Source organism: Burkholderia sp. JP2-270 (assembly GCF_003233675.1).
GTDB lineage: Bacteria > Pseudomonadota > Gammaproteobacteria > Burkholderiales > Burkholderiaceae > Burkholderia > Burkholderia pyrrocinia_C.
In genome coordinates this window covers 1364244-1383431 of record NZ_CP029825.1, presented here as the reverse complement: position 1 = coordinate 1383431, position 19188 = coordinate 1364244, and the positions used below count along the sequence as shown (strand labels likewise).

Genomic DNA, 19188 nt, shown 5'->3' with positions numbered 1-19188 from the left:
TTCGTCAGCAGTGTGGCGCCGTGCGGTCGCTCGGAATGCTCAGGAAACGTCGCGCGCACAGTCGAGTCCACGAAGAAAGTTGATGAACCCAGTCTAGCGACTTCCGTGCGCCGGCGCGCTCCAGATCTTGCGCTCCAATTCGGAAAAGGAAGAGAGGAAAGCTCGCGATGTGGCATGGACGCACCGAATGCGTCCACGTCGGAGCGAAGAAGCGAGGGTCGAATCTCCAACAGCAGGCGGCCGGCTTCCGCCGGCCACCCGCCCCGTCCCCGATCAGGCCAGCAACCGGAACAACCAGTAGAGTCCGCCCGCAAGTGCGATAGACGCCGGCAGCGTCAGCACCCACGCGAGTACGAGGCTGCGCACCGTGCTCCATTGCAACCCGGACCCGTTCGCCGCCATCGTGCCCGCGACGCCCGACGACAGCACGTGTGTCGTCGAAACCGGTAGCCCGTACACGTCGGCGGCGCCGATCGTCAGCATCGCGACGAGTTCGGCCGACGCGCCCTGACCGTACGTCAAATGCTGCTTGCCGATTTTCTCGCCGACGGTCACGACGATCCGCTTCCAGCCGACCATCGTGCCGAGGCCCAGTGCGATCGCAACGGCGACCTTCACCCACGTCGGAATGAACTTGGTCGCGTGATCGAGTTGCTTGCGATAGTTGTCGATCGCGAGCTTGTCGTCGGCGGCGAACGCGGGCTGGCCCGACTTCTCGATCAGGCGAATTGCTTCGGATACCAGATACATCGTGTTGCGCACGTTGTCGACGTCGCGCTGCGGCACGGCTGCCATCGAGCCCGACGCGCCGACCGCAGTCGCGAGCGACGTCGACAACTGCTGTACGGCCGGCAGCACGGCGGGCGTCAGCTCGCGACGCTGCACGTAGTGCTCGACGTCGGCGCGCGGGTTCGCGGACGGCGCGACGCCGCTCGTGTATTTCCCGAACGTCGCGGCGGCCTGGTTCGCGACCGCAACGAAGGTCTGCGATTCGGCGGGCGTAACGGCCTTGTTCAGCGCATACGCGGTCGGCACCGTGCCGATCAGGATCAGCATGATGAGGCCCATTCCTTTCTGCCCGTCGTTCGAACCGTGCGCGAACGACACGCCCGTGCAGGTGAGGATCAGCAGGCAGCGAATCCAGAACGGCGGCGGCTGGTCCTTCGGCGGCTCCTTGTACAGCTCGGGAATCCGCACGATGGCCTTCAGCACGAGCAGCAGCAGCGACGCGCACAGGAAACCGACGATCGGCGAGAGCAGCAGCGACTTGCCGACGCCGAGCGCCTGGCCCCAGTCGACGCCGCTCGTGCCCGACGGCCCGTGCATCAACTGGTTCATCAGCCCGACGCCGATGATCGAGCCGATCAGCGTATGCGAGCTCGACGAAGGCAACCCGAAATACCAGGTCGCGAGGTTCCAGACGATTGCGGCGATCAGCAGCGCGAACACCATCGCGAAGCCCGCGCCGCTGCCGACCTGCAGGATCAGTTCGACAGGCAACAACTGCAGGATGCCGAACGCGACGGCGCCGCTCGAAACCATCACGCCGAGGAAGTTCCACATGCCGGACCAGATCACCGCGACGTTCGGTGTCAGCGAGTGCGTATAGATCACGGTGGCGACCGCGTTCGCGGTGTCGTGGAAACCGTTGACGAATTCGAAGCCGAGCGCGATCAGCAGCGCGGCGCCGAGCATCAGGTACGGGAACAGCGATCCTTCGCGGACTGGCGACAGATCGTCGATCAGGTGCGTGGCGATATAGACGGCGCCGATCGCGAGCACCAGCAGGAAGAAGGCATAGCCGACCTGCCGGTTGCGCTCGACGGAGCCGCGATTGTTCGCGGCGGACGAAGCAGGTTGATTCATGACGGCATCTCGTGAGGGAACCGCGTCCGATCCTAGCTGCGGCCAGCAGTCAGTTTGATGACAATCGGGATGACGAACGGTATGTCTTACGGCGACGTAAGGTGAATGTCGGCGCGCGACCGAGATGCGACACGTCGGCCCGTATCGCGGCCCAGATAGTGAACACGACACGGCAGGGACTTACGCATCGGTGTCGCGCCGATCGTCGTTCGTCATCAATGCCCAGCCGTGCGGTGATGCAACGAAGGTCATGCACGACAGCGGCGCGACGTCGATGCGGGTTGCAGCGTCGGGATTCATCCGCAGTACGTGTGCGACGGCCGCGCGAACGATCGCCGCGTGGGTGACCGCGACGATGTCGCGGCCAGGCGGCAGCGCGTTCAACCATGCGCCGACGCGGCGAGCGGCGGCTTCGAACGACTCTCCGCGATGCGGTGACGCGGATGGATCGGCGATCCATGCACCCAGTTCGTCCGGCAGGTCGCGTGCGAGGTCGTGCAGCCGCTTGCCGCGCCAGTTTCCGTAGTCGATGTCGCGCAGCGCGTCATCGACGTCGGCATGCAGCCCGAGCGCATCGGCGGTCTGCCGCGCGCAGCGTGCGGGGCTGCACAGCACGAGCGAGCCGGCGACGCCTGCCCACCGGTCGCGCAGCGCAGCGGCGTTCGCGAGCCCGTGAGCGTCGAGCGGATCGTCGTCGGGAAACGCGCCGGTGCGCATTGCCCGGGTCGATGCGTGTGCGATCAGGCGCAGCGAGGCATGCATGTTGATGTCGGTTTTCGAAAGGGGCCGGGGCGGTTGTGCGGTCGTCCGCAGACCTTCACTTCAATACGCGGACGTTCGCGCGTACAATTCGCCCGATACGAAACGCGGAAGCCGGTGCAATCCCGGCGCGGTCGCGCCACTGTAACCGGGGAATCCCGATCCCGGAAGCCAGACCTGCCTTCGTACCCATCCAACATTTGTCGGGGCGCGATTCCCCTGAGGTGCATCCATGAGCGAAGCAGTGCTGAAGCCGGTTGCCGTGCCGGCACCCATCCCCGTCCGTGAACTGTTGCCGTGGGCCGTGTTCGTCGGCCTGATCCTGCTGCTCGCACTCTATTTCGTCGGCGCGGAACAAGGCGCGACGTCGCTCGTGCCGGGCATGTACGTGCATGAATTCGTCCACGACGGCCGCCATCTGCTCGGCTTTCCCTGCCACTGACGCGGAGTACACGATGGTCGGAAAGCTGCTCATGCGCGGGATGCTCTCAGGCATCGCCGCGGGCCTCCTCACGTTCGGTTTCGCGAAAATCGTCGGCGAACCGCAAGTCGATCAGGCGATTTCCTTTGAAGAAAAGCTCGAGGCCGCCAAAGGCGACGTGCCGGAGCACGAGCACGAACTGGTCAGCCGCGACACGCAGGCCGGCCTCGGCCTGTTGACGGGTGTCGTGACCTACGGCGCGGCATTCGGCGGGCTGTTCTCGCTGGTCTTTGCGTATGCATACGGGCGAGGCGGCCGTCTCCCGGCACGGCCGCTGGCCGCGTGGCTTGCGCTGGCGGCGTTCGTCGCGCTCGTGATCGTGCCGAACATCAAGTACCCGGCCAATCCGCCGTCGGTCGGCGATCCCGACACGATCGGCTATCGCACGGGCCTGTTCTTCCTGATGATCGCGATCTCGATTGCGACGATGGCGTTCTCGGTCAGCGTGCGCCGCCATCTGCTGGCGAAGCTCGGCCAATGGAATGCGTCGATCGTCGCGGGGCTCGTGTTCATCGCGATCATCGCGGCCGTGCAGGTCGGGCTGCCGTCGATCGACGAAGTGCCGGCCGCGTTCCCGGCCGCCGTGCTGTGGAAGTTCCGCGTCGCGGCCATCGGCATGCAGGCGATCATGTGGACGACGATCGGCCTGCTGTTCGGCGCATGGGTAGAGCGCGGCGAACGCATCGGCATGCGCGCCGCCTGACACGTATCGCGACGGGGCACGCCTAGCGCAGCATGCGCGGCGCGTTCCACGTCGATTCGCGCGCAAGCGCGACGAACGCGGCCAGATAGTCGATCGATGCATCTGCTTCGCGGATGCCGAGGAAGATCTGCTTCGCGATCCCCTGCTTGCCGAGCTTGACCGGCACGACCGGCATCCGGTCCGCGTATTCGTCGGCGAGCCATCTCGGCAGCGCGGCCATGCCGCGCCCGCTCGCGACCATCTGCAGCATGATGTCGGTCGTCTCGATCGACTTGTGCCGCCTCGGCACGATGCCGGCCGGCGTCAGGAACTGGTTGTAGATGTCGAGCCGGTCGGTTTCGACCGGGTACGTGATCAGGATCTCGTCGGTCAGTTGCTCGGGAGTCACGTAGTCGGCGTTCGCGAACCGGTGTGAGTCGGCGACCACCAGCACCTGCTCGTAGTCGAACACGGGATCGAAGCGCAGGCCCGGCTTGTTCAGCGGATCGGGCGTGACGAGCACGTCGATGTCATAGCCAAACAGCGCACCGATGCCGCCGAACTGGAAGCGCTGCTTCACGTCCACGTCGACGTCGGGCCAGCGCGACAGATACGGCGACACGACCTTCAGCAGCCACTGGTAGCACGGGTGGCACTCCATCCCGATGCGCAGCGTGCCGCGCTCGCCCTTCGCGTACTGCCTCATCCGCTCCTCGGCGAGCTCGAACTGCGGCAGCAGCCGGTTCGCGAGCTTCAGCAGATAGTGCCCGCCCTGCGTGAGCCGCAGGCCGCGTCCTTCCCGATCCCAGATCGGCGTGCCGAGCTGCTGCTCGATTTTCCGGACGGTGTGGCTGAGCGCCGATTGCGTGAGATGCAACGCATTGGCGGCCGCGGTCAGCGAGCCCTGGCGCTCGACTTCACGAATGACGACGAGATGGAATCGTTCCAGCATGGATATCGCTTATCTAACAGATGCATGAACAAATTTAATGGATGAATGAAATAATGCCATTTTATTTCATGGTTTGAAATCCCTATCATGGCTGCCGGATCTTCTATTTCATCTGGACGGCAGCTTCATGGTCAGGACACACAACCTCGGTTTTCCGCGCATCGGCGCGAAGCGCGAACTCAAGTTCGGTCTCGAACGCTACTGGAAGGGCGAATCGTCGCGCGACGAGCTGAAGGCGCTTGGCGCCGGGCTGCGCCAGCGCCATTGGCACGACCAGCGCGATCTCGATCTCGCGCCGATCGGCGATTTCGCGTTCTACGACCAGGTGCTCGACATGAGCTTCACGCTCGGCAACCTGCCCAAGCGCGTGCAGGGCTTCCACGGCGACGTGCTCGACAACTATTTCCGCGTTGCGCGCGGCCGTTCGGCGCAGTCGGCGCAAGAGCATGCGGCGTGCTGCGGTGGCGTCGCGGCCGGTGAAATGACGAAATGGTTCGACACGAACTACCACTACATCGTGCCGGAATTCCACGCGGACACGAACTTCTCGCTCGACCCGTCGCGCCTGCTGCAGCAACTGGCCGAGGCGAACGCGCAGGGCGTGAATGCCAAGCCGGTGATCATCGGCCCCGTCACGTACCTGTGGCTCGGCAAGGAGAAGGACGATTCCGACCGTCTCGCGCTGCTGCCGAAGCTGCTGCCCGTGTACGGCGCGCTGCTCGATACGCTGACCGCGCAGGGAGTCGAATGGGTGCAGATCGACGAACCGATTCTCGTCACCGAACTCGACGCCGAATGGCGGCAGGCATTTCGCACCGCGTATGCGGCACTGGAGACGCGCCGCATCAAGCTGCTGCTTGCCACGTACTTTGGCCAGCTTCAGGACAACCTGACGCTCGCGAGCTCGCTGCCGGTCGACGGCCTGCATGTCGACGCGATCAATGCACGCGACGAAATCGACGCTCTGGTGCGCGAGCTGCCCGCCGAGCGCGTGCTGTCGGTTGGCGCGATCAACGGCCGCAACATCTGGAAGACAGACCTGAGCGCGACGCTCGACTGGCTCGAACCGCTCGCGAAGCAACTGGGCGATCGCCTGTGGCTCGCGCCGTCGTGCTCGCTGCTGCACGTGCCGGTCGATCTCGCGAGCGAGGAGAAGCTCGACGCGGAGATCCGTTCGTGGCTCGCGTTCGCGCTGCAGAAGCTCGACGAGCTGAAGGTGCTCGCGACCGCGCTGAACGAAGGCCGCGACAAGGTGGCCGATGCGCTTGCCGCGAACGCCGCCGTGATCGACTCGCGCCGCCGCTCGCCGCGCGTGAACAACCCGGCGGTGAAGGCCGCGATCGCGCGCATCGACGCGCAGCTCGGCAAGCGCGTGAGTCCGTATACGCAGCGCGCACCGAAGCAGTCGGCGCGGCTGAACCTGCCGGCCTTCCCGACGACGACGATCGGCTCGTTCCCGCAGACCGCCGAAATCCGCCAGGCGCGCAGCCAGTTCAAGGCAGGTGCGCTGGATGAAGCCGGCTATCGCATGGCAATGAAGGCTGAAATCGAACGCAGCGTCCGCGAACAGGAGTCGCTCGAGCTCGACGTGCTCGTGCACGGAGAAGCCGAGCGCAACGACATGGTCGAATACTTCGGCGAGCAGCTCGACGGCTACGCGTTCAGCCAGTTCGGCTGGGTGCAGTCGTACGGTTCGCGCTGCGTGAAGCCGCCGATCCTGTTCGGCGACATCAGCCGCCCGAAGGCGATGACGGTCGAATGGATCACGTATGCGCAGTCGCTGACGAACAAGCCGATGAAGGGCATGCTGACCGGCCCCGTGACGATCCTGAACTGGTCGTTCGTGCGCGACGACCAGCCGCGCTCGGTGTCGTGCTACCAGCTCGCGCTCGCGATCCGCGACGAAGTGCTCGATCTCGAGAAGGCCGGCGTGCGCGTGATCCAGATCGACGAGGCCGCGCTGCGCGAAGGGCTGCCGCTGCGCCGCGCGCAATGGAGCGAGTACCTGAAGTGGGCGGTCGAGTCATTCCGCATCACCGCGAACGGCGTGCGGGACGAAACGCAGATCCACACGCACATGTGCTATTCGGAGTTCAACGACATCATCGCGTCGATCGCCGACATGGACGCGGACGTGATCACGATCGAGACGTCGCGCTCGGACATGGAACTGCTCGACGCGTTCGACAGCTTCAGGTATCCGAACGAGATCGGGCCGGGCGTGTACGACATCCATTCGCCGAACATTCCGACGCAGGATCACATCGTCGGCCTGATGAAGAAGGCGGCCGAGCGGATTCCGGCGGAGCGTCTGTGGGTGAACCCGGATTGCGGCCTGAAGACGCGCCAATGGGCGGAAGTGATTCCTGCGCTGACGAACATGGTCGCGGCGGCAAAGGCGCTGCGCAGCCAGGTGCAATAGCAAGCGCTGCGCCTGTCGCGACGACTATATCCGTCCGCACGGCCGGTTCTGCAGCGTGTTCGGCGACAAGCGCACTGCGATACTTGTCGTGCGCGCGACCTTCCGGCGGCGAAATGAAAAAAGGCGGCGTGGTTGCGCCGCCCCTTGCATGCGATGACCGGGCAGGCGAGTGACGCAGCCTGCCCGTTGCAGGACGTTACGCGGTGCGCGCGCCGCGCGGCAGCGGCTCGTTCGCCTTGCCGGGCGCACCGGCATCGTCGATGCCGACGCGGCGCGAGATCAGCCACACGCACAGCGAAGACAGGATCGCGGCACTCGTGTACTGGATCGCGAGCGGCCACCATTGCGGCGCGACGTTCTGCGCGATGACGGTCGCGACGAGCGGCGTGAGGCCGCCGGCGAGCGCGCCGCACACCTGGTATGCGATCGAGATCGCCGTATAGCGGATCCGCGCGACGAAGATGCCGCTGACGAAGCCCGCGACGACCGAGTAGTAGCCCGATTCCGCGAGCGTCGCGAGGCCGACGCCGACCGTGATCGACAACGGCGTGCCCATGTGCACGAGCGGCAGCATCACGAACGGGACGATCGCGGCCCATGCGCCGGTGATCAGCAGTACCCGCGTGGTGCCGAAGCGCTGCGCGAGGAACGCGGCCGCGAGCTGTACGACGAACTGCAGCACCGCGACGATCGCCATGCAATGGAGCACCATCGACCGGTCGAGCGACAGGAACTGCGTCGCATAGCTGATCATGAAGATGTTGCTGAAATACACGCCGGCGATGCCGTACACGTTCGCGCCGATCGCGAGCAGCAGCAGCGGCCAGTACTTGAGCGCTTCGCGCACCGGGTTTTGCGCAGTGGTGCCGCTCTTCCTGACTTCCTCGAACTCGGGCGACTCGGACACGCTCGCGCGGATCACGAAGCCGACCACCAGCAGCACGGCGCTCGCGAGGAACGGCACGCGCCAGCCCCAGCTCATCATGTCGTCCTTCGACAGCGTGCTGATCGCGCCGAACGCGAGCATCGACAGGATCAGGCCGCTCGCGCTGCCGAGCTGCGCGAACGATGCGAAGAACGTGCGCTTGCCTTCTGGCGCATGCTCGCCGGCGAGCAGCACCGCGCCGCCCCATTCGCCGCCGACCGCGATGCCTTGCAGCACGCGCATCAGCACGAGGAGGATCGGCGCGATCACACCGGCTTGCGCATGGGTCGGCAGCAGGCCGATCGCGACCGTCGACACGGCCATCAGCATCAGCGTCGCGAGCAGCGAACGCTTGCGGCCGAAGCGGTCGCCGAGATAGCCGAACATCACGCCGCCGAGCGGCCGCGCGAAGAAGCCGACCGCGAACGAGCCGAACGACGCGAGCAGGCTGACGAAGCGGTTTTCGCCGGGAAAGAACAGCGGCCCGAACACGATGGCGGCGGCGGTCGCGTAGCTATAGAAGTCGTACCACTCGATCGTGGTGCCGACGAACGAAGCGAGCGCCGCCCGCTTCGGTTGCTTGACGGAAGTCCCCATCTTTGTGTGTGCTCCTCTGGAATCCTCTGATTTGGAATAGGTGGCGGCGCGGGATCAGTCGCGGTACTTGACGCCCGGCAGCACGCACAGCAGCTCGTACGCGAGGTTCGCGCCGAGCAGCGCCGTGGTGCCGAACGGGTCGTATGGCGGTGCGACTTCGACGAGATCGCAGCCGACGATGTTCAGCCCCTTCGCGCCGCGGATGATCTCGAGCGCCTGCGGCACCGTGAGGCCCGCGATTTCCGGCGTGCCCGTGCCCGGCGCGTAGGCCGGATCGATGCCGTCGATGTCGAAGCTGATGTAGACGGGCGTGTCGCCGACGCGCTCGCGCACTTCTTCCATCAGCGGCGCGAGCGACTTGTTCCAGCATTCCTCGGCCTGGACGACGCGGAAGCCCTGCTCGCGGCACCAGTCGAAATCCTCGGCCGCGTAACCCGTGCCGCGCAGGCCGATCTGCGTGACCTTGTCGCCATGCAGCAGGCCTTCCTCGACCGCGCGGCGGAACGGCGTGCCGTGCGCGATCTTTTCGCCCATCATCGTGTCGTTCACGTCGGCATGCGCATCGACGTGGATCAATGCGACCTTGCCGTGCTTGCGGTGGATCGCGCGCAGGATCGGCAGCGCGATCGTATGGTCGCCGCCGAGCGTGATCGGCTTGCAGTCGTGCTCGAGGATCGCGTCGTATGCGGCTTCGATCCGCGCGATCGAATCGTGCAGGTTGTAGGGATTGATCGCGACGTCGCCGATGTCGGCAACCTGCAGCGAATCGAACGGCGCGGCGCGCGTGGCCATGTTGTACGGGCGCAGCAGCACGGATTCGGTGCGGATCTGGCGCGGGCCGAAGCGCGCGCCGGTGCGGTTGGACGTGCCGAGATCGAACGGCACGCCGACGAAGCACGCGTCGAGGCCTTCGGCGCTCGCCACGTGCGGCAGGCGCATCATCGTCGCGATGCCGCCGCAGCGCGGCATCTCGTTGCCGCCGAGCGGCTGGAAATGGGTGTGGTCGTTCATGGGACGCCTCTTCCGATGTGGGGTTGCCGTATCATTCGACGCGGCTTGGCGCACAGTTTTACGCGCTCCGCCGGGAAAGAAGAATGCGAAGATATCGACGTTAACATCGATCTTCATCGATGTATGGAAGGGGAAGAGCGTGCTGGGGAATCTGTCGACCCTCGATCTGAGGTTGATCCGCGTGTTTCTCGCGGTCACGGACGCGGGCGGCGTATCGGCCGCGCAGGCCGTGCTGAACGTCGGACAGTCGACGATCAGCGCGCAGCTGGCGTCGCTCGAGACGCGGCTCGGCTACCGGCTCTGCGAGCGCGGCCGCAGCGGTTTCCGGCTCACGCCGAAGGGCGAACGGTTCCATGCGATGAGCCGCAAGCTGCTCGCGGCGCTCGACGAATTCGGGATGGCCGCGCGGCACATGGACCGCCAGCTGGTCGGCACACTGAACATCGGCCTGATCGGCCATACGCCGGTGAGCCAGAACGCGCGGATCGCCGAGGCGATCGCCGCATTCCGCACGCGCGACGAGGCCGTGCGCTTCTCGATCTCCGTGCGCGCGCCGGGCGATCTCGAGGAGAAGCTGCTGAGCGACGAGATCCAGATCGCGGTCGGTTATTTCTGGCACCGCGTGCCGTCGCTGCACTACACGCCGCTGTTCATCGAGCGCCAGGTCGCGTACTGCGGCCGCGGCCATCCGCTGTTCGACGGTGCCGGCACGCTGACGCCGGCCGACGTCGCGGGCTTCGAATGGGCGTGGCGCTCGTATCCGCTGCCGGAAGCGCAACTGTCGACGACGCCCGACCGCGTGACCGCGACCGCCGACAACATGGAGGCCGTCGCGCTGCTGATCCTGTCCGGCCACCACCTCGGCTACCTGCCTCAGCACTTCGCGGCGCCGTACGTCGCGCAGGGGCTGCTCGCGCCGCTCAATCCGGAGCAACTGCGCTACGACGTGACGTTCCACATGGTCGTCGCGCGCAACGGGCGCGGTAATCCGCTCGTGGAGGCGTTTCTCGAGGATCTCGAGCGCGCGCACCAGCGGCCGGACATCGCGTGACGCCGGCGCCGCCGGCAATGTGAACGAGCGTTACGTCGGCGCGGCCCGCTGCGCGCATCACGGCACCGGCAACCCCGCGTCGTGCTTCACCTCGCGCAGCGACAGCGCCGATTCGATCGACGTCACGCCCGGCAGCATCCGCAGCGAGTCGCGCACGAACGTGCCGTAGTCGTCGAGGTCGCGCGCGACCACCTGCAGCAGGTAGTCGGCCGTTCCCGCAACGTTGTGGCATGCCAGGATCCGCTCGATGCCCAGCACTTCCCGTTCGAACCGGTCGGCGACCTTGCGGTCGTGCGTCGCGAACCGCACGAGCACGAACGCGACGACGCCGAAACCGAGCGCCTGGCGCGACAGTTGTGCGCGGTAGCGCTCGATGTAGCCGTCGTTTTCGAGACGTTTGAGGCGCCGCGCACAAGGCGTCTCGGACAGGCCGACGGATTCGGCGAGACGCGCGATCGGCACGCGGCCGTCGCGCTGCACCGCAGCGAGGATCGCGCGATCGGTTTTGTCGAGATCGGTCATATTGGCGGAATCCGTTTTCAGGTTCCGTGATTGTGGCGGATTCCACTATAGATCGCCAATCCTGAGCCGTAGATGGCCAATAACCCCTCCCCCTTCAGCGGCAACATATCGTCATTGAAGGACGGGGGCAGAACATGATTTCCACGCATTTGCTGTTGATCTATCTCGCCGCGCTGGCGGCCATTTATGCGGTGCCGGGGCCCGACATGGCGCTCGTGCTGCAGACCAGCATCGGCCGCGGCGTGCGGCCGGGGATGGCGGCGGCGGCCGGCCTGTCGCTCGCGCGTACCGCACACGTGACGCTGTCCGCATGCGGCGTCGCGGCGCTGATCCGCAGCGCGCCGTGGCTGTACGAGGTGATCCGCTACGGCGGCGCGCTCTATCTCGCGTATGTCGCGATCCAGGTGTTTCGCTCGCCGGTGTTCGCGCTCGGCGACGGCGACGCGGCGGCGGGCGAGCTGCGGCAGTCGTTGGTGAAGGGCCTGCTGACGAACCTGCTGAACCCGAAGGCGCTGCTGTTCTGCTCGGTGCTGCTGCCGCAGTTCGTGCGGCCGGAGGCCGGGCCGGTCGTCTGGCAGATGCTCGAACTCGGCGCGCTGCTGGTCGCGGCCGGCGTGTGCTTCGACCTCGCTTGCGTGTTCGGCGCGTCGCGCATCGCGGCGTGGATGCGCGCGCATCCGCTCGCGCAGACGGTGCAGCGCTGGACGTTTTCCGCGGCGCTGATCGGTTTCGCACTGCGCCTGTCGATGGACTGAGCGCCGCCGTTGCCTTGCCGCCGCGCAGGTCGACGGGCCGCGCGGCGCCGATGCGCAGATCGGCGAAGGCTGCGCGCAATGCCGGCCTTCGCGCGCATGCCCCGCCGCGGAAGGGCGCGCGCGCAAATCATCTGACTGTTCTAAACTCCTTGTAACTTCGCGCTGCTGCGAACCGACTGACCGAACGGAACCGACTTCCGCCGGCTATGTCCGATTTCCTGGCTGTTCCGTGCAACGCGGTACCAAGGAGGGTCTGAACATGGCAAGGCATCTTCACGCCGACCGTGAACCCCGAATCGTCGCCGAGTCCAAGTGCCTCGGCCCGTGCGATCCGGCAGAACGCATCCACGTCACGATCATGTTGCGGCGGCAGGAAGAAGGGCAACTCGATACGTTGGTCCACCAGCTCGCCACCGGCGACGCACAGGCGAAGCCGCTGTCGCGCGACGCGTTCGCGCAGCGTTTCTCCGCCAATCCCGACGACATCCGCAAGACCGAGGACTTCGCGCGCCGTCACCAGTTGACGGTCGATCGCGTCGATCCCGTCGAAAGCGTCGTCGTGCTGTCCGGCATGATCCAGCAGTTCGAAGCGGCATTCGGCGTGAAGCTCGAGCGTTTCGAGCATCGTTCGATCGGCCAGTATCGCGGCCGCTCGGGCCCGATCACGCTGCCCGACGATCTCGGCGACGCCGTCACGGCCGTGCTCGGCCTCGACAGCCGCCCGCAGGCGCGGCCGCACTTCCGGCTGCGCCCGCCGTTCAGGCCAGCGCGCGGCGGCACGGCGGGCGTCACGTTCACGCCGATCCAGCTCGCGTCGCTGTACGGCTTCCCGGCCGGCGACGGCGCCGGGCAGTGCATCGCGATCGTCGAACTCGGCGGCGGCTACCGTGCGGCCGACATCCGGCAGTATTTCAGCGGGCTCGGCATCAAGACGCCGCCGACGCTCGTCGACGTGAACGTCGGCACCGGCCGCAACGCGCCGTCCGGCGACCCGAACGGCCCGGACGGCGAAGTCGCGCTCGACATCGAGATCGCCGGTGCGATCGCGCCGGCCGCGAAGATCGCGGTCTACTTCGCACCGAACAGCGACGCGGGCTTCATCCAGGCCGTCAACGCGGCCGTCAATGACAGGACCAACAAGCCGTCGGTGATCTCGATCAGCTGGGGCGGCGCGGAAGCGGTCTGGCAGGCGCAGTCGGCGCAGGCGTTCAACCGCGTGTTGCAGGCGGCGGCTGCGCAGGGGATCACCGTGTGCGCGGCGTCGGGCGACAGCGGCTCGGGCGACGGGCTGCAGGACGGCGCCGATCACGTCGACTTCCCCGCATCGAGCCCGTACGTGCTCGGCTGCGGCGGCACGCAGCTCGACGCGCTGCCCGGGCAGGGCATCCGCAGCGAGGTCACGTGGAACGACGAGGCGGCGGGCGGCGGCGCGGGCGGCGGCGGCGTCAGTACGCTGTTCGACCTGCCGGCGTGGCAGCAGGGGCTCGCCGTCACGCGCGGCGACGGCAGTCGCACGCCGCTCGCGAAGCGCGGCGTGCCGGACGTCGCCGGCGATGCGTCGCCGCAGACGGGCTACGAGGTATCGGTCGCCGGCACGGCTACCGTGATGGGCGGCACGAGCGCGGTCGCGCCGCTGTGGGCCGCGCTGATCGCGCGGATCAATGCGGTGGCCGGCGCATCGGCCGGTTGGGTCAATCCGGTGCTGTACAAGAATCCGGGCGCGCTGCGCGATATCACGAAAGGATCGAACGGCGCGTATGCGGCTGCATCGGGCTGGGACGCATGCACGGGCCTCGGCAGCCCGGACGGCGCGCAGCTCGCCGCGATCCTCGCGCGCAAGCCGTCGAGCTGACGCGTCGGCACGCGCCTTTCCGTTCGACGCGGGTTTCCTGCCCGCGTCTTTTTTCACCTCCAGGAGCAGCACGATGGGCATCGATTCCGCATCTTCCGGCGGCGTGTATCCGCTGCATCACGGCGACCACAATTCGCATGGCGTGCCGCCGACCATCAATCCGGTCGCGCTGAGCCACGGCCGCGACCAGCCGTTCTTCGATCCGGTTGCATACGGCAACGGCCCCGACGATTCGGTGACCGACACGACCGAAGCGGCCGCGATCACGCATCACACGATCCTGATCGACGGGAAGCGCATCGCGTACACGGCGACGGTCGGCCATCTCGTGACGGTCGACCCGAGCAGTTCGCAGCCGGCCGCGAAGATCTTCTACGTTGCATTCACGGCCGACGGCGCGAAGGAGGAAACGCGGCCCGTGACGTTCTTCTATAACGGCGGGCCCGGTTCGTCGTCGGTGTTCGTGCTGCTCGGTTCGTTCGCGCCGAAGCGCATCAAGACGTCGATGCCGAGTTTCACGCCGCCCGCGCCGTACCAGATGGAAGACAACCCGGACAGCATGATCGACCACAGCGACCTGGTGTTCATCAACCCGGTCGGCACCGGCTATTCGGCGGCCGTCGCGCCGAACAAGAACCGCAACTTCTGGGGTGTCGACCAGGATGCGGATTCGCTGAAGCAGTTCATCAAGCGCTACCTGACGAAGAACAACCGCTGGAATTCGCCCAAGTACCTGTTCGGCGAATCGTACGGCACCGCGCGCAGCTGCGTGCTCGCGTACAAGCTGCACGAGGACGGCGTCGACCTGAACGGCGTCACGCTGCAATCGTCGATCCTCGACTACCGGCAGGCCGGCAACCCGGTCGGCGCGCTACCGACCGCCGCGGCCGACGCGTGGTATCACAAGAAACTCGGCGTCACGCCGGCGCCGGCCGATCTCGGCGCGTTCGTCGAGGAAGTCGCGCAGTTCTCGCGCACCGACTACCTGAACGCGCTGCGCAAGGCTCCGCATGCAGACCCGGCCGCCGTGCAGAAACTGTCGCAATACACGGGCATCGACACGGCGACGCTGCAATCGTGGAGCCTCGACATCGCCGGCTACGACGCGCGCGGCAATTCGCTGTTCCTGACGACGCTGCTGCATGCGCAGGGGCTCTCGCTCGGTTCGTACGACGGCCGCGTGACCGCGATTTCGACGGGCATCGCCGGCAAGATCGACCCGAACTCGGGCGGCAACGATCCGACGATGACGGCCGTGACGGGCGTCTATACGGCGATGTGGAACAGCTACCTGAACGAGCAGTTGAAGTTCACGTCGAATTCCGCGTTCACGGACCTGAACGACCAGGCGTTCCGGAACTGGGATTTCGGCCACATCGACCCGACCGGCGCGCAGCAGGGCATCGATGCGCAGGGGAACGTGATCCTCTACACGGCCGGCGATCTCGCCGCGGTGATGGCGCTGAACGTCGACCTGAAGGTGCTGTCGGCGAACGGCTTGTACGATTTCGTCACGCCGTTCTACCAGACCGTGATCGACCTGCAGCAGATGCCGCTCGAGGATCAGAAGGTGCGGCAGAACCTGTCCGCGCGTTTCTATCCGTCGGGGCATATGGTGTATCTCGACGGCGGTTCGCGCACCGCGCTCAAGCGGGATCTCGCGACGATGTACGACGCGACGGTCAGCGATACGGGCGCGCGGATGCGGATTCGCGCGCTGCAGGCGAAGAAGACGGGCGGGCACGCGTAGCGTTGCCCGTCGTTTGGTTGCCGCGCCTAGCCGCTTCGGTGCGCGTGGCGGTCGGGTTCCGGCGCGGCCGGCCGGTCACGCGGCCGCAGCGCCGGATTGCGATGCGACGGTATTTTCGTGCTGGTGGCCGGCCTGCGCGGTCGGCCAGTCGAACGGCGTGTACGGCAGCGCGCGCTTGTGGCGCGAACCGTCGTAGAAGCGCAGCACCGTTTCGTACACATGGTCGCTGACCGGCTTGCCTTCAAGGAAATCGTCGATCTCGTCGTAGCTGACGCCGTATGCGTGCTCGTCGGGGCGCAGCGGGCGCAGTTCCTCGAGATCGGCCGTCGGCACCTTCATCACGGTCGCTTCGTCGCCGCCGAGCGCGCGGGCGACTGCGCGCACGCGGCGCTTGTTCAAGCCCGCGAGCGGCAGGATGTCCGCGCCGCCGTCGCCGAACTTCGTGAAGAAACCCATCAGCGATTCGGCTGCGTGATCGGTGCCGATCACGATGCCGCGCCGTGCGCCGGCCACCGCGTACTGCGCGATCATGCGCTCGCGCGCCTTGATGTTGCCGTGCACGAAATCCTGTTGCGCGGGCGTATCGAACGCATGACCGGATGCGACCAGCGATGCGAGCATCGCATCGGCGGCCGGCTTCACGTCGACGGTCAGTTCCTCGTCCGCGCGCACGAACGCGAGCGCGCGCTGCGCATCGGCTTCGTCGTTCTGCACGCCGTTCGGCAAACGCATCGCGATGAAGCGCGCATCGTAGTCGTCGGCGCGCAGGCGTTCGACCGCCAGTTGCGCGAGCCGCCCGGCCGTCGACGAATCGACGCCGCCGCTGATGCCGAGCACGTAGGTCCGCAGGCCGGTCGACCGAAGGTATTGCGCGAGGAAATCGACGCGGCGGGCGATTTCGCCCTCGGCGTCGAAGTGCGGGGCGACGTTCAGTTCGGCAATGATCGCGCGTTGGCGGCTGGCGTAATCGGCGGATGTCATGAAGGTGGTTCCGGAACGAAATGCAAGGCGCTCATCATAAGCGCAATCGCGGCGGGGCGCCGCGCCGGGCGTGCGATCCGGCCGCCTTGCGTTGCTTCGGCGAGACGCGCTGCGTCGTCGTGGTGCATGGTGTGCCGCGCGGGTGCAGGATGCCGTGCGATGGGCATCCGCGTGACCGGCTGCGATGAGTTTGGCGGCCGGTATCGGCGCGGACGTACGACCGCGTGCAGTGTGCCCGCGTCAGCGCCGCGCGAGCACGACGCCCGCCAGCGCGAGCGCGAAGCCGAATAGCTGGATCACCGCGAGCGTCTCGCCGAACAGCAGGTAGCCCTGCAGCGCGGCAAGCGGCGGCGCGAGGAACAGCAGCGACGTCGCGCGCGCCGCGTTGCCGCGCCGCAGCATCCACATCAGCATCGTGACCGCGCCGCCGGACAGGAACACGACGCCCCACACGAGCGATACCCACAGCGCGGGCGCGCCGATCCAGCGTGTTTCATGCAGCAGCGCGACGAAGATCGCCGCGACGATCGCCGCGCCGAAGTTCTGCACGGCGACCGCGGTGCGCAGGTCGCTCTGCGCGAGCTTGCCTTTCTGGTACAGCGAGCCGGCGGTGATCGACCCGACCGCGAGCACCGATACGGCGACCACGAACCACGCAGGCGCTGCGCCCGGCGGCGGCGCGACGCCGCCCGCGACCTTCGGCGCCAGCACGAGCGCGACGCCGGCGAGTCCGAGCGCCATCCCGAACCAGCCGCGCGCGGGCAGCCGCTCGTTGAACAGCGGGACGGCGAGCACGGCGGTGGCGAGCGGCTGCAGCGCGCCGAGCAGCGCCATCACGCCCGCGTTCAGCCCTTGCGCGACGGCCCAGTAGCTCGCGCCGAGATAGACGCCCTGCAGCAGCGCGCCCGCGATCAGGTGGCGCGGCCACTCGCGGCGGGCCGGCCACGGCGCGCGCGCGGCGAGCGCAACCGCGCCGAACAGCGCGGCCGTGCCCGCGAAACGCGCGAGCAGGAACAGGTTGGGATCGGCGTAGGGCTTGATTGCCCGTGCAACGATGAAGCCGGTGGACCACAGCGCGACGAAAGCGGCGGCGACGATCGAGGTAAGCATGCGAGGCGGGCCGCGATGCGGCCGGACGGAACCGTAAAGTCGGCCAGTATCGGGGGAAGCGGCACCGGCGTCTTGTCGAATCCTGCACTCGTGCCGCGCCTCGTGCGAATGCGCCGGCGCTCGTTGCGCGCCGGGCATCCGGCCTCCGGCTTCCCGCACGGGCCTGCTATCCGCAAGCGCTAGCGGGGCGCGGACGGGAGGGGCGCCGCACCGCTAGCGGTGCGGGCAAGCGCGAAGCTGCGGAGATCAGTCGATCGAGAACGTGTCGAGCGGCTGGTTGGCGCGCGCGTCGGTCGCGAAGCGCGCGGCGAGCTGCTCGTAGAGCCGGCGCGCCTCGTCGAGCGTCAGGTCGATCCAGTACGGATCGCCGGCCGCATCGTTGAGTCGTTCGGGCGGAAACTGGATTTCGATCACGCTGCCTTTGCGATACATGGTGCGAGCCCCTTTGCTTGGTCTGTCGTTCGGCGAAGCGCAAAGTGTAGCAACCGGCGCCGTGCCGATTCGCGCGCGTCAGGCAATACAGAATTTCGCTTTGGGGGAATGTGGCGGCCGCCCGGCCGCGTTTCGCGCCGCAGTCAAATACCGGTAAAGCGGCCGTAATACAATGCCCAGCTTACCCATTACCAGTCGCCCCGGGCGCACACGCGATGCTGGCGGAACAACGTCATCAATACATTCTGTCGGAGCTCGGACGGTCGGGCGCGTTGTCGGTCGCGGAACTCGTGCGCTCGCTCGACGTGTCGCGCGAAACCGTGCGGCGCGACCTGAACGCGCTCGCCGCGCGCGGCCTGCTCGTGATGACGCATGGCGGCGCGCTGGCCGCCGACCGCCGCGAACCGAGCCTGTCCGAGCGCGAAGCCGCGAACGCCGAAGCGAAGCGCACGATAGGGCGGCGCGCGGCCGAATTCGTGCCCGACGACGCATCCGTGCTGATCGATTCGGGCAGCACGCCGCATGCGGTTGCGCTTGCGCTCGCCGACCGGCACCGGCTGTCGATCTACACGAACGACTGGCGCACCGCGTTCGTGCTTGCGCGGCGCAACGGCAACCGCGTGACGCTGCTCGGCGGCGAGCTGTCCGACGACGAAGACGCGACCTTCGGGCTCGACACGATCCACCAGCTCGCGCAATACCATGTCGATTTCGCGTTCGTCGGTGCCGGCGGCATCACGGCCGACGGCGAGTGCACCGACTACTCGCGGATCGCGGCGGAAGTGCGCAGCCGGATGATCGCAGCGGCCGGCACGGCGATCATCGTCGCCGACCATTCGAAGTTCGGCCGCGTGACGCCGGTGCGGATCAACGGCGCGGCTGCTGCGCGCTATCTCGTGACCGAACGTGCACCCGACAAGGCCGTGCGCCGCGCCCTGACCGCGCGCGGGATCGAACTGCTCGTGTGCTGCTGACGCGCGTCCGACATACAAGGTTCATCGTACCGTCATCCTGCGGGAAGAACCTCTGCCGACACTGAC

General features: G+C 67.1%; 17 protein-coding genes and 1 riboswitch. Of the genes, 8 read left to right on the top strand and 9 right to left on the bottom strand.

Going from position 1 to position 19188, the window contains the following annotated elements; translation table 11 throughout:
• Nucleotides 1–273: 273 nt before the first annotated feature.
• Both DM992_RS24085 and DM992_RS24080 read right to left on the bottom strand, forming a co-directional pair.
• Nucleotides 274–1866: an inorganic phosphate transporter gene (locus DM992_RS24085; protein WP_111018949.1), complete on the bottom strand. Its 1593-nt coding sequence runs from the start codon at nt 1864–1866 to the stop codon at nt 274–276.
• 180 nt (nt 1867–2046) lie between these two features.
• Nucleotides 2047–2634 carry a histidine phosphatase family protein gene (locus DM992_RS24080; RefSeq protein WP_111018948.1) on the bottom strand — a complete coding sequence of 196 codons (588 nt, stop codon included), beginning with the start codon at nt 2632–2634 and terminating at the stop codon, nt 2047–2049.
• 48 nt (nt 2635–2682) lie between these two features.
• A riboswitch (cobalamin riboswitch) is annotated at nt 2683–2825 on the top strand.
• Nucleotides 2826–2857: 32 nt separating this feature from the next.
• On the opposite strand from DM992_RS24080, the gene DM992_RS24075 reads away from it, so the two are divergent.
• Entirely contained in the window at nt 2858–3067 is a 210-nt protein-coding gene (locus tag DM992_RS24075) for a CbtB-domain containing protein (protein WP_111018947.1), read from the top strand.
• Between the two features lie 13 nt (nt 3068–3080).
• The gene (locus DM992_RS24070; RefSeq protein WP_111018946.1) at nt 3081–3809 is read left to right on the top strand and encodes a CbtA family protein; all 729 of its coding nucleotides are present in this window, start codon (nt 3081–3083) and stop codon (nt 3807–3809) included.
• A 22-nt stretch (nt 3810–3831) separates the two neighbouring features.
• On the opposite strand, the gene DM992_RS24065 is transcribed toward DM992_RS24070, so the two are convergent.
• A complete protein-coding gene (locus tag DM992_RS24065; RefSeq protein WP_111018945.1) occupies nt 3832–4740 on the bottom strand; it encodes a LysR family transcriptional regulator in 909 nt (302 codons plus the stop codon).
• Between the two features lie 127 nt (nt 4741–4867).
• Here DM992_RS24065 and metE point away from each other — a divergent pair, with 127 nt between their 5' ends.
• The gene (gene metE / locus DM992_RS24060; RefSeq protein WP_111018944.1) at nt 4868–7162 is read left to right on the top strand and encodes a 5-methyltetrahydropteroyltriglutamate--homocysteine S-methyltransferase; all 2295 of its coding nucleotides are present in this window, start codon (nt 4868–4870) and stop codon (nt 7160–7162) included.
• Between the two features lie 196 nt (nt 7163–7358).
• Here metE and DM992_RS24055 read toward each other — a convergent pair whose 3' ends face one another.
• Both DM992_RS24055 and speB read right to left on the bottom strand, forming a co-directional pair.
• Nucleotides 7359–8684 carry an MFS transporter gene (locus DM992_RS24055; protein ID WP_111018943.1) on the bottom strand — a complete coding sequence of 442 codons (1326 nt, stop codon included), beginning with the start codon at nt 8682–8684 and terminating at the stop codon, nt 7359–7361.
• A 54-nt stretch (nt 8685–8738) separates the two neighbouring features.
• Complete coding sequence (gene speB / locus DM992_RS24050; RefSeq protein ID WP_111018942.1) at nt 8739–9695, bottom strand: agmatinase; 957 nt, start codon at nt 9693–9695, stop codon at nt 8739–8741.
• A 139-nt stretch (nt 9696–9834) separates the two neighbouring features.
• On the opposite strand from speB, the gene DM992_RS24045 reads away from it, so the two are divergent.
• A complete protein-coding gene (locus DM992_RS24045; RefSeq protein ID WP_111018941.1) occupies nt 9835–10746 on the top strand; it encodes a LysR family transcriptional regulator in 912 nt (303 codons plus the stop codon).
• A 57-nt stretch (nt 10747–10803) separates the two neighbouring features.
• Here the strand turns inward: DM992_RS24045 and DM992_RS24040 are convergent, their stop codons facing one another.
• Complete coding sequence (locus tag DM992_RS24040; protein ID WP_111018940.1) at nt 10804–11268, bottom strand: Lrp/AsnC family transcriptional regulator; 465 nt, start codon at nt 11266–11268, stop codon at nt 10804–10806.
• A gap of 134 nt (nt 11269–11402) precedes the next feature.
• Between DM992_RS24040 and DM992_RS24035 the strand changes: the two genes are divergently transcribed.
• From DM992_RS24035 to DM992_RS24025, 3 genes are all read left to right on the top strand, one after another.
• Nucleotides 11403–12023 carry a LysE family translocator gene (locus DM992_RS24035; RefSeq protein ID WP_111018939.1) on the top strand — a complete coding sequence of 207 codons (621 nt, stop codon included), beginning with the start codon at nt 11403–11405 and terminating at the stop codon, nt 12021–12023.
• Between the two features lie 259 nt (nt 12024–12282).
• Entirely contained in the window at nt 12283–13875 is a 1593-nt protein-coding gene (locus DM992_RS24030) for a S53 family peptidase (protein ID WP_111018938.1), read from the top strand.
• A gap of 73 nt (nt 13876–13948) precedes the next feature.
• Nucleotides 13949–15625 (top strand): peptidase S1, encoded by a 1677-nt coding sequence (locus DM992_RS24025; protein ID WP_111018937.1) that lies wholly within the window; start codon nt 13949–13951, stop codon nt 15623–15625.
• Nucleotides 15626–15700: 75 nt separating this feature from the next.
• Here DM992_RS24025 and nadE read toward each other — a convergent pair whose 3' ends face one another.
• The 3 genes from nadE to DM992_RS24010 form a co-directional block, all read right to left on the bottom strand.
• Nucleotides 15701–16606: an ammonia-dependent NAD(+) synthetase gene (nadE, locus tag DM992_RS24020; RefSeq protein WP_111018936.1), complete on the bottom strand. Its 906-nt coding sequence runs from the start codon at nt 16604–16606 to the stop codon at nt 15701–15703.
• Nucleotides 16607–16846: 240 nt separating this feature from the next.
• Nucleotides 16847–17716 (bottom strand): DMT family transporter, encoded by an 870-nt coding sequence (locus DM992_RS24015; protein ID WP_111018935.1) that lies wholly within the window; start codon nt 17714–17716, stop codon nt 16847–16849.
• 246 nt (nt 17717–17962) lie between these two features.
• Complete coding sequence (locus DM992_RS24010; protein ID WP_006480515.1) at nt 17963–18148, bottom strand: hypothetical protein; 186 nt, start codon at nt 18146–18148, stop codon at nt 17963–17965.
• Nucleotides 18149–18363: 215 nt separating this feature from the next.
• Here DM992_RS24010 and DM992_RS24000 point away from each other — a divergent pair, with 215 nt between their 5' ends.
• The gene (locus DM992_RS24000; protein WP_111018934.1) at nt 18364–19122 is read left to right on the top strand and encodes a DeoR/GlpR family DNA-binding transcription regulator; all 759 of its coding nucleotides are present in this window, start codon (nt 18364–18366) and stop codon (nt 19120–19122) included.
• Nucleotides 19123–19188: the final 66 nt, after the last annotated feature.

What these genes read in the sequence shown, in the direction of transcription:
- DM992_RS24085 (WP_111018949.1), bottom strand. Translation starts at nt 1,866, where the DNA reads ATGAATCAACCTGCTTCGTCCGCCGCGAACAATCGCGGCTCCGTCGAG.
- DM992_RS24075 (WP_111018947.1), top strand. Translation starts at nt 2,858, where the DNA reads ATGAGCGAAGCAGTGCTGAAGCCGGTTGCCGTGCCGGCACCCATCCCC.
- DM992_RS24070 (WP_111018946.1), top strand. Translation starts at nt 3,081, where the DNA reads ATGGTCGGAAAGCTGCTCATGCGCGGGATGCTCTCAGGCATCGCCGCG.
- DM992_RS24065 (WP_111018945.1), bottom strand. Translation starts at nt 4,740, where the DNA reads ATGCTGGAACGATTCCATCTCGTCGTCATTCGTGAAGTCGAGCGCCAG.
- metE (WP_111018944.1), top strand. Translation starts at nt 4,868, where the DNA reads ATGGTCAGGACACACAACCTCGGTTTTCCGCGCATCGGCGCGAAGCGC.
- DM992_RS24055 (WP_111018943.1), bottom strand. Translation starts at nt 8,684, where the DNA reads ATGGGGACTTCCGTCAAGCAACCGAAGCGGGCGGCGCTCGCTTCGTTC.
- speB (WP_111018942.1), bottom strand. Translation starts at nt 9,695, where the DNA reads ATGAACGACCACACCCATTTCCAGCCGCTCGGCGGCAACGAGATGCCG.
- DM992_RS24040 (WP_111018940.1), bottom strand. Translation starts at nt 11,268, where the DNA reads ATGACCGATCTCGACAAAACCGATCGCGCGATCCTCGCTGCGGTGCAG.
- DM992_RS24035 (WP_111018939.1), top strand. Translation starts at nt 11,403, where the DNA reads ATGATTTCCACGCATTTGCTGTTGATCTATCTCGCCGCGCTGGCGGCC.
- DM992_RS24030 (WP_111018938.1), top strand. Translation starts at nt 12,283, where the DNA reads ATGGCAAGGCATCTTCACGCCGACCGTGAACCCCGAATCGTCGCCGAG.
- DM992_RS24025 (WP_111018937.1), top strand. Translation starts at nt 13,949, where the DNA reads ATGGGCATCGATTCCGCATCTTCCGGCGGCGTGTATCCGCTGCATCAC.
- nadE (WP_111018936.1), bottom strand. Translation starts at nt 16,606, where the DNA reads ATGACATCCGCCGATTACGCCAGCCGCCAACGCGCGATCATTGCCGAA.
- DM992_RS24015 (WP_111018935.1), bottom strand. Translation starts at nt 17,716, where the DNA reads ATGCTTACCTCGATCGTCGCCGCCGCTTTCGTCGCGCTGTGGTCCACC.
- DM992_RS24010 (WP_006480515.1), bottom strand. Translation starts at nt 18,148, where the DNA reads ATGTATCGCAAAGGCAGCGTGATCGAAATCCAGTTTCCGCCCGAACGA.
- DM992_RS24000 (WP_111018934.1), top strand. Translation starts at nt 18,364, where the DNA reads ATGCTGGCGGAACAACGTCATCAATACATTCTGTCGGAGCTCGGACGG.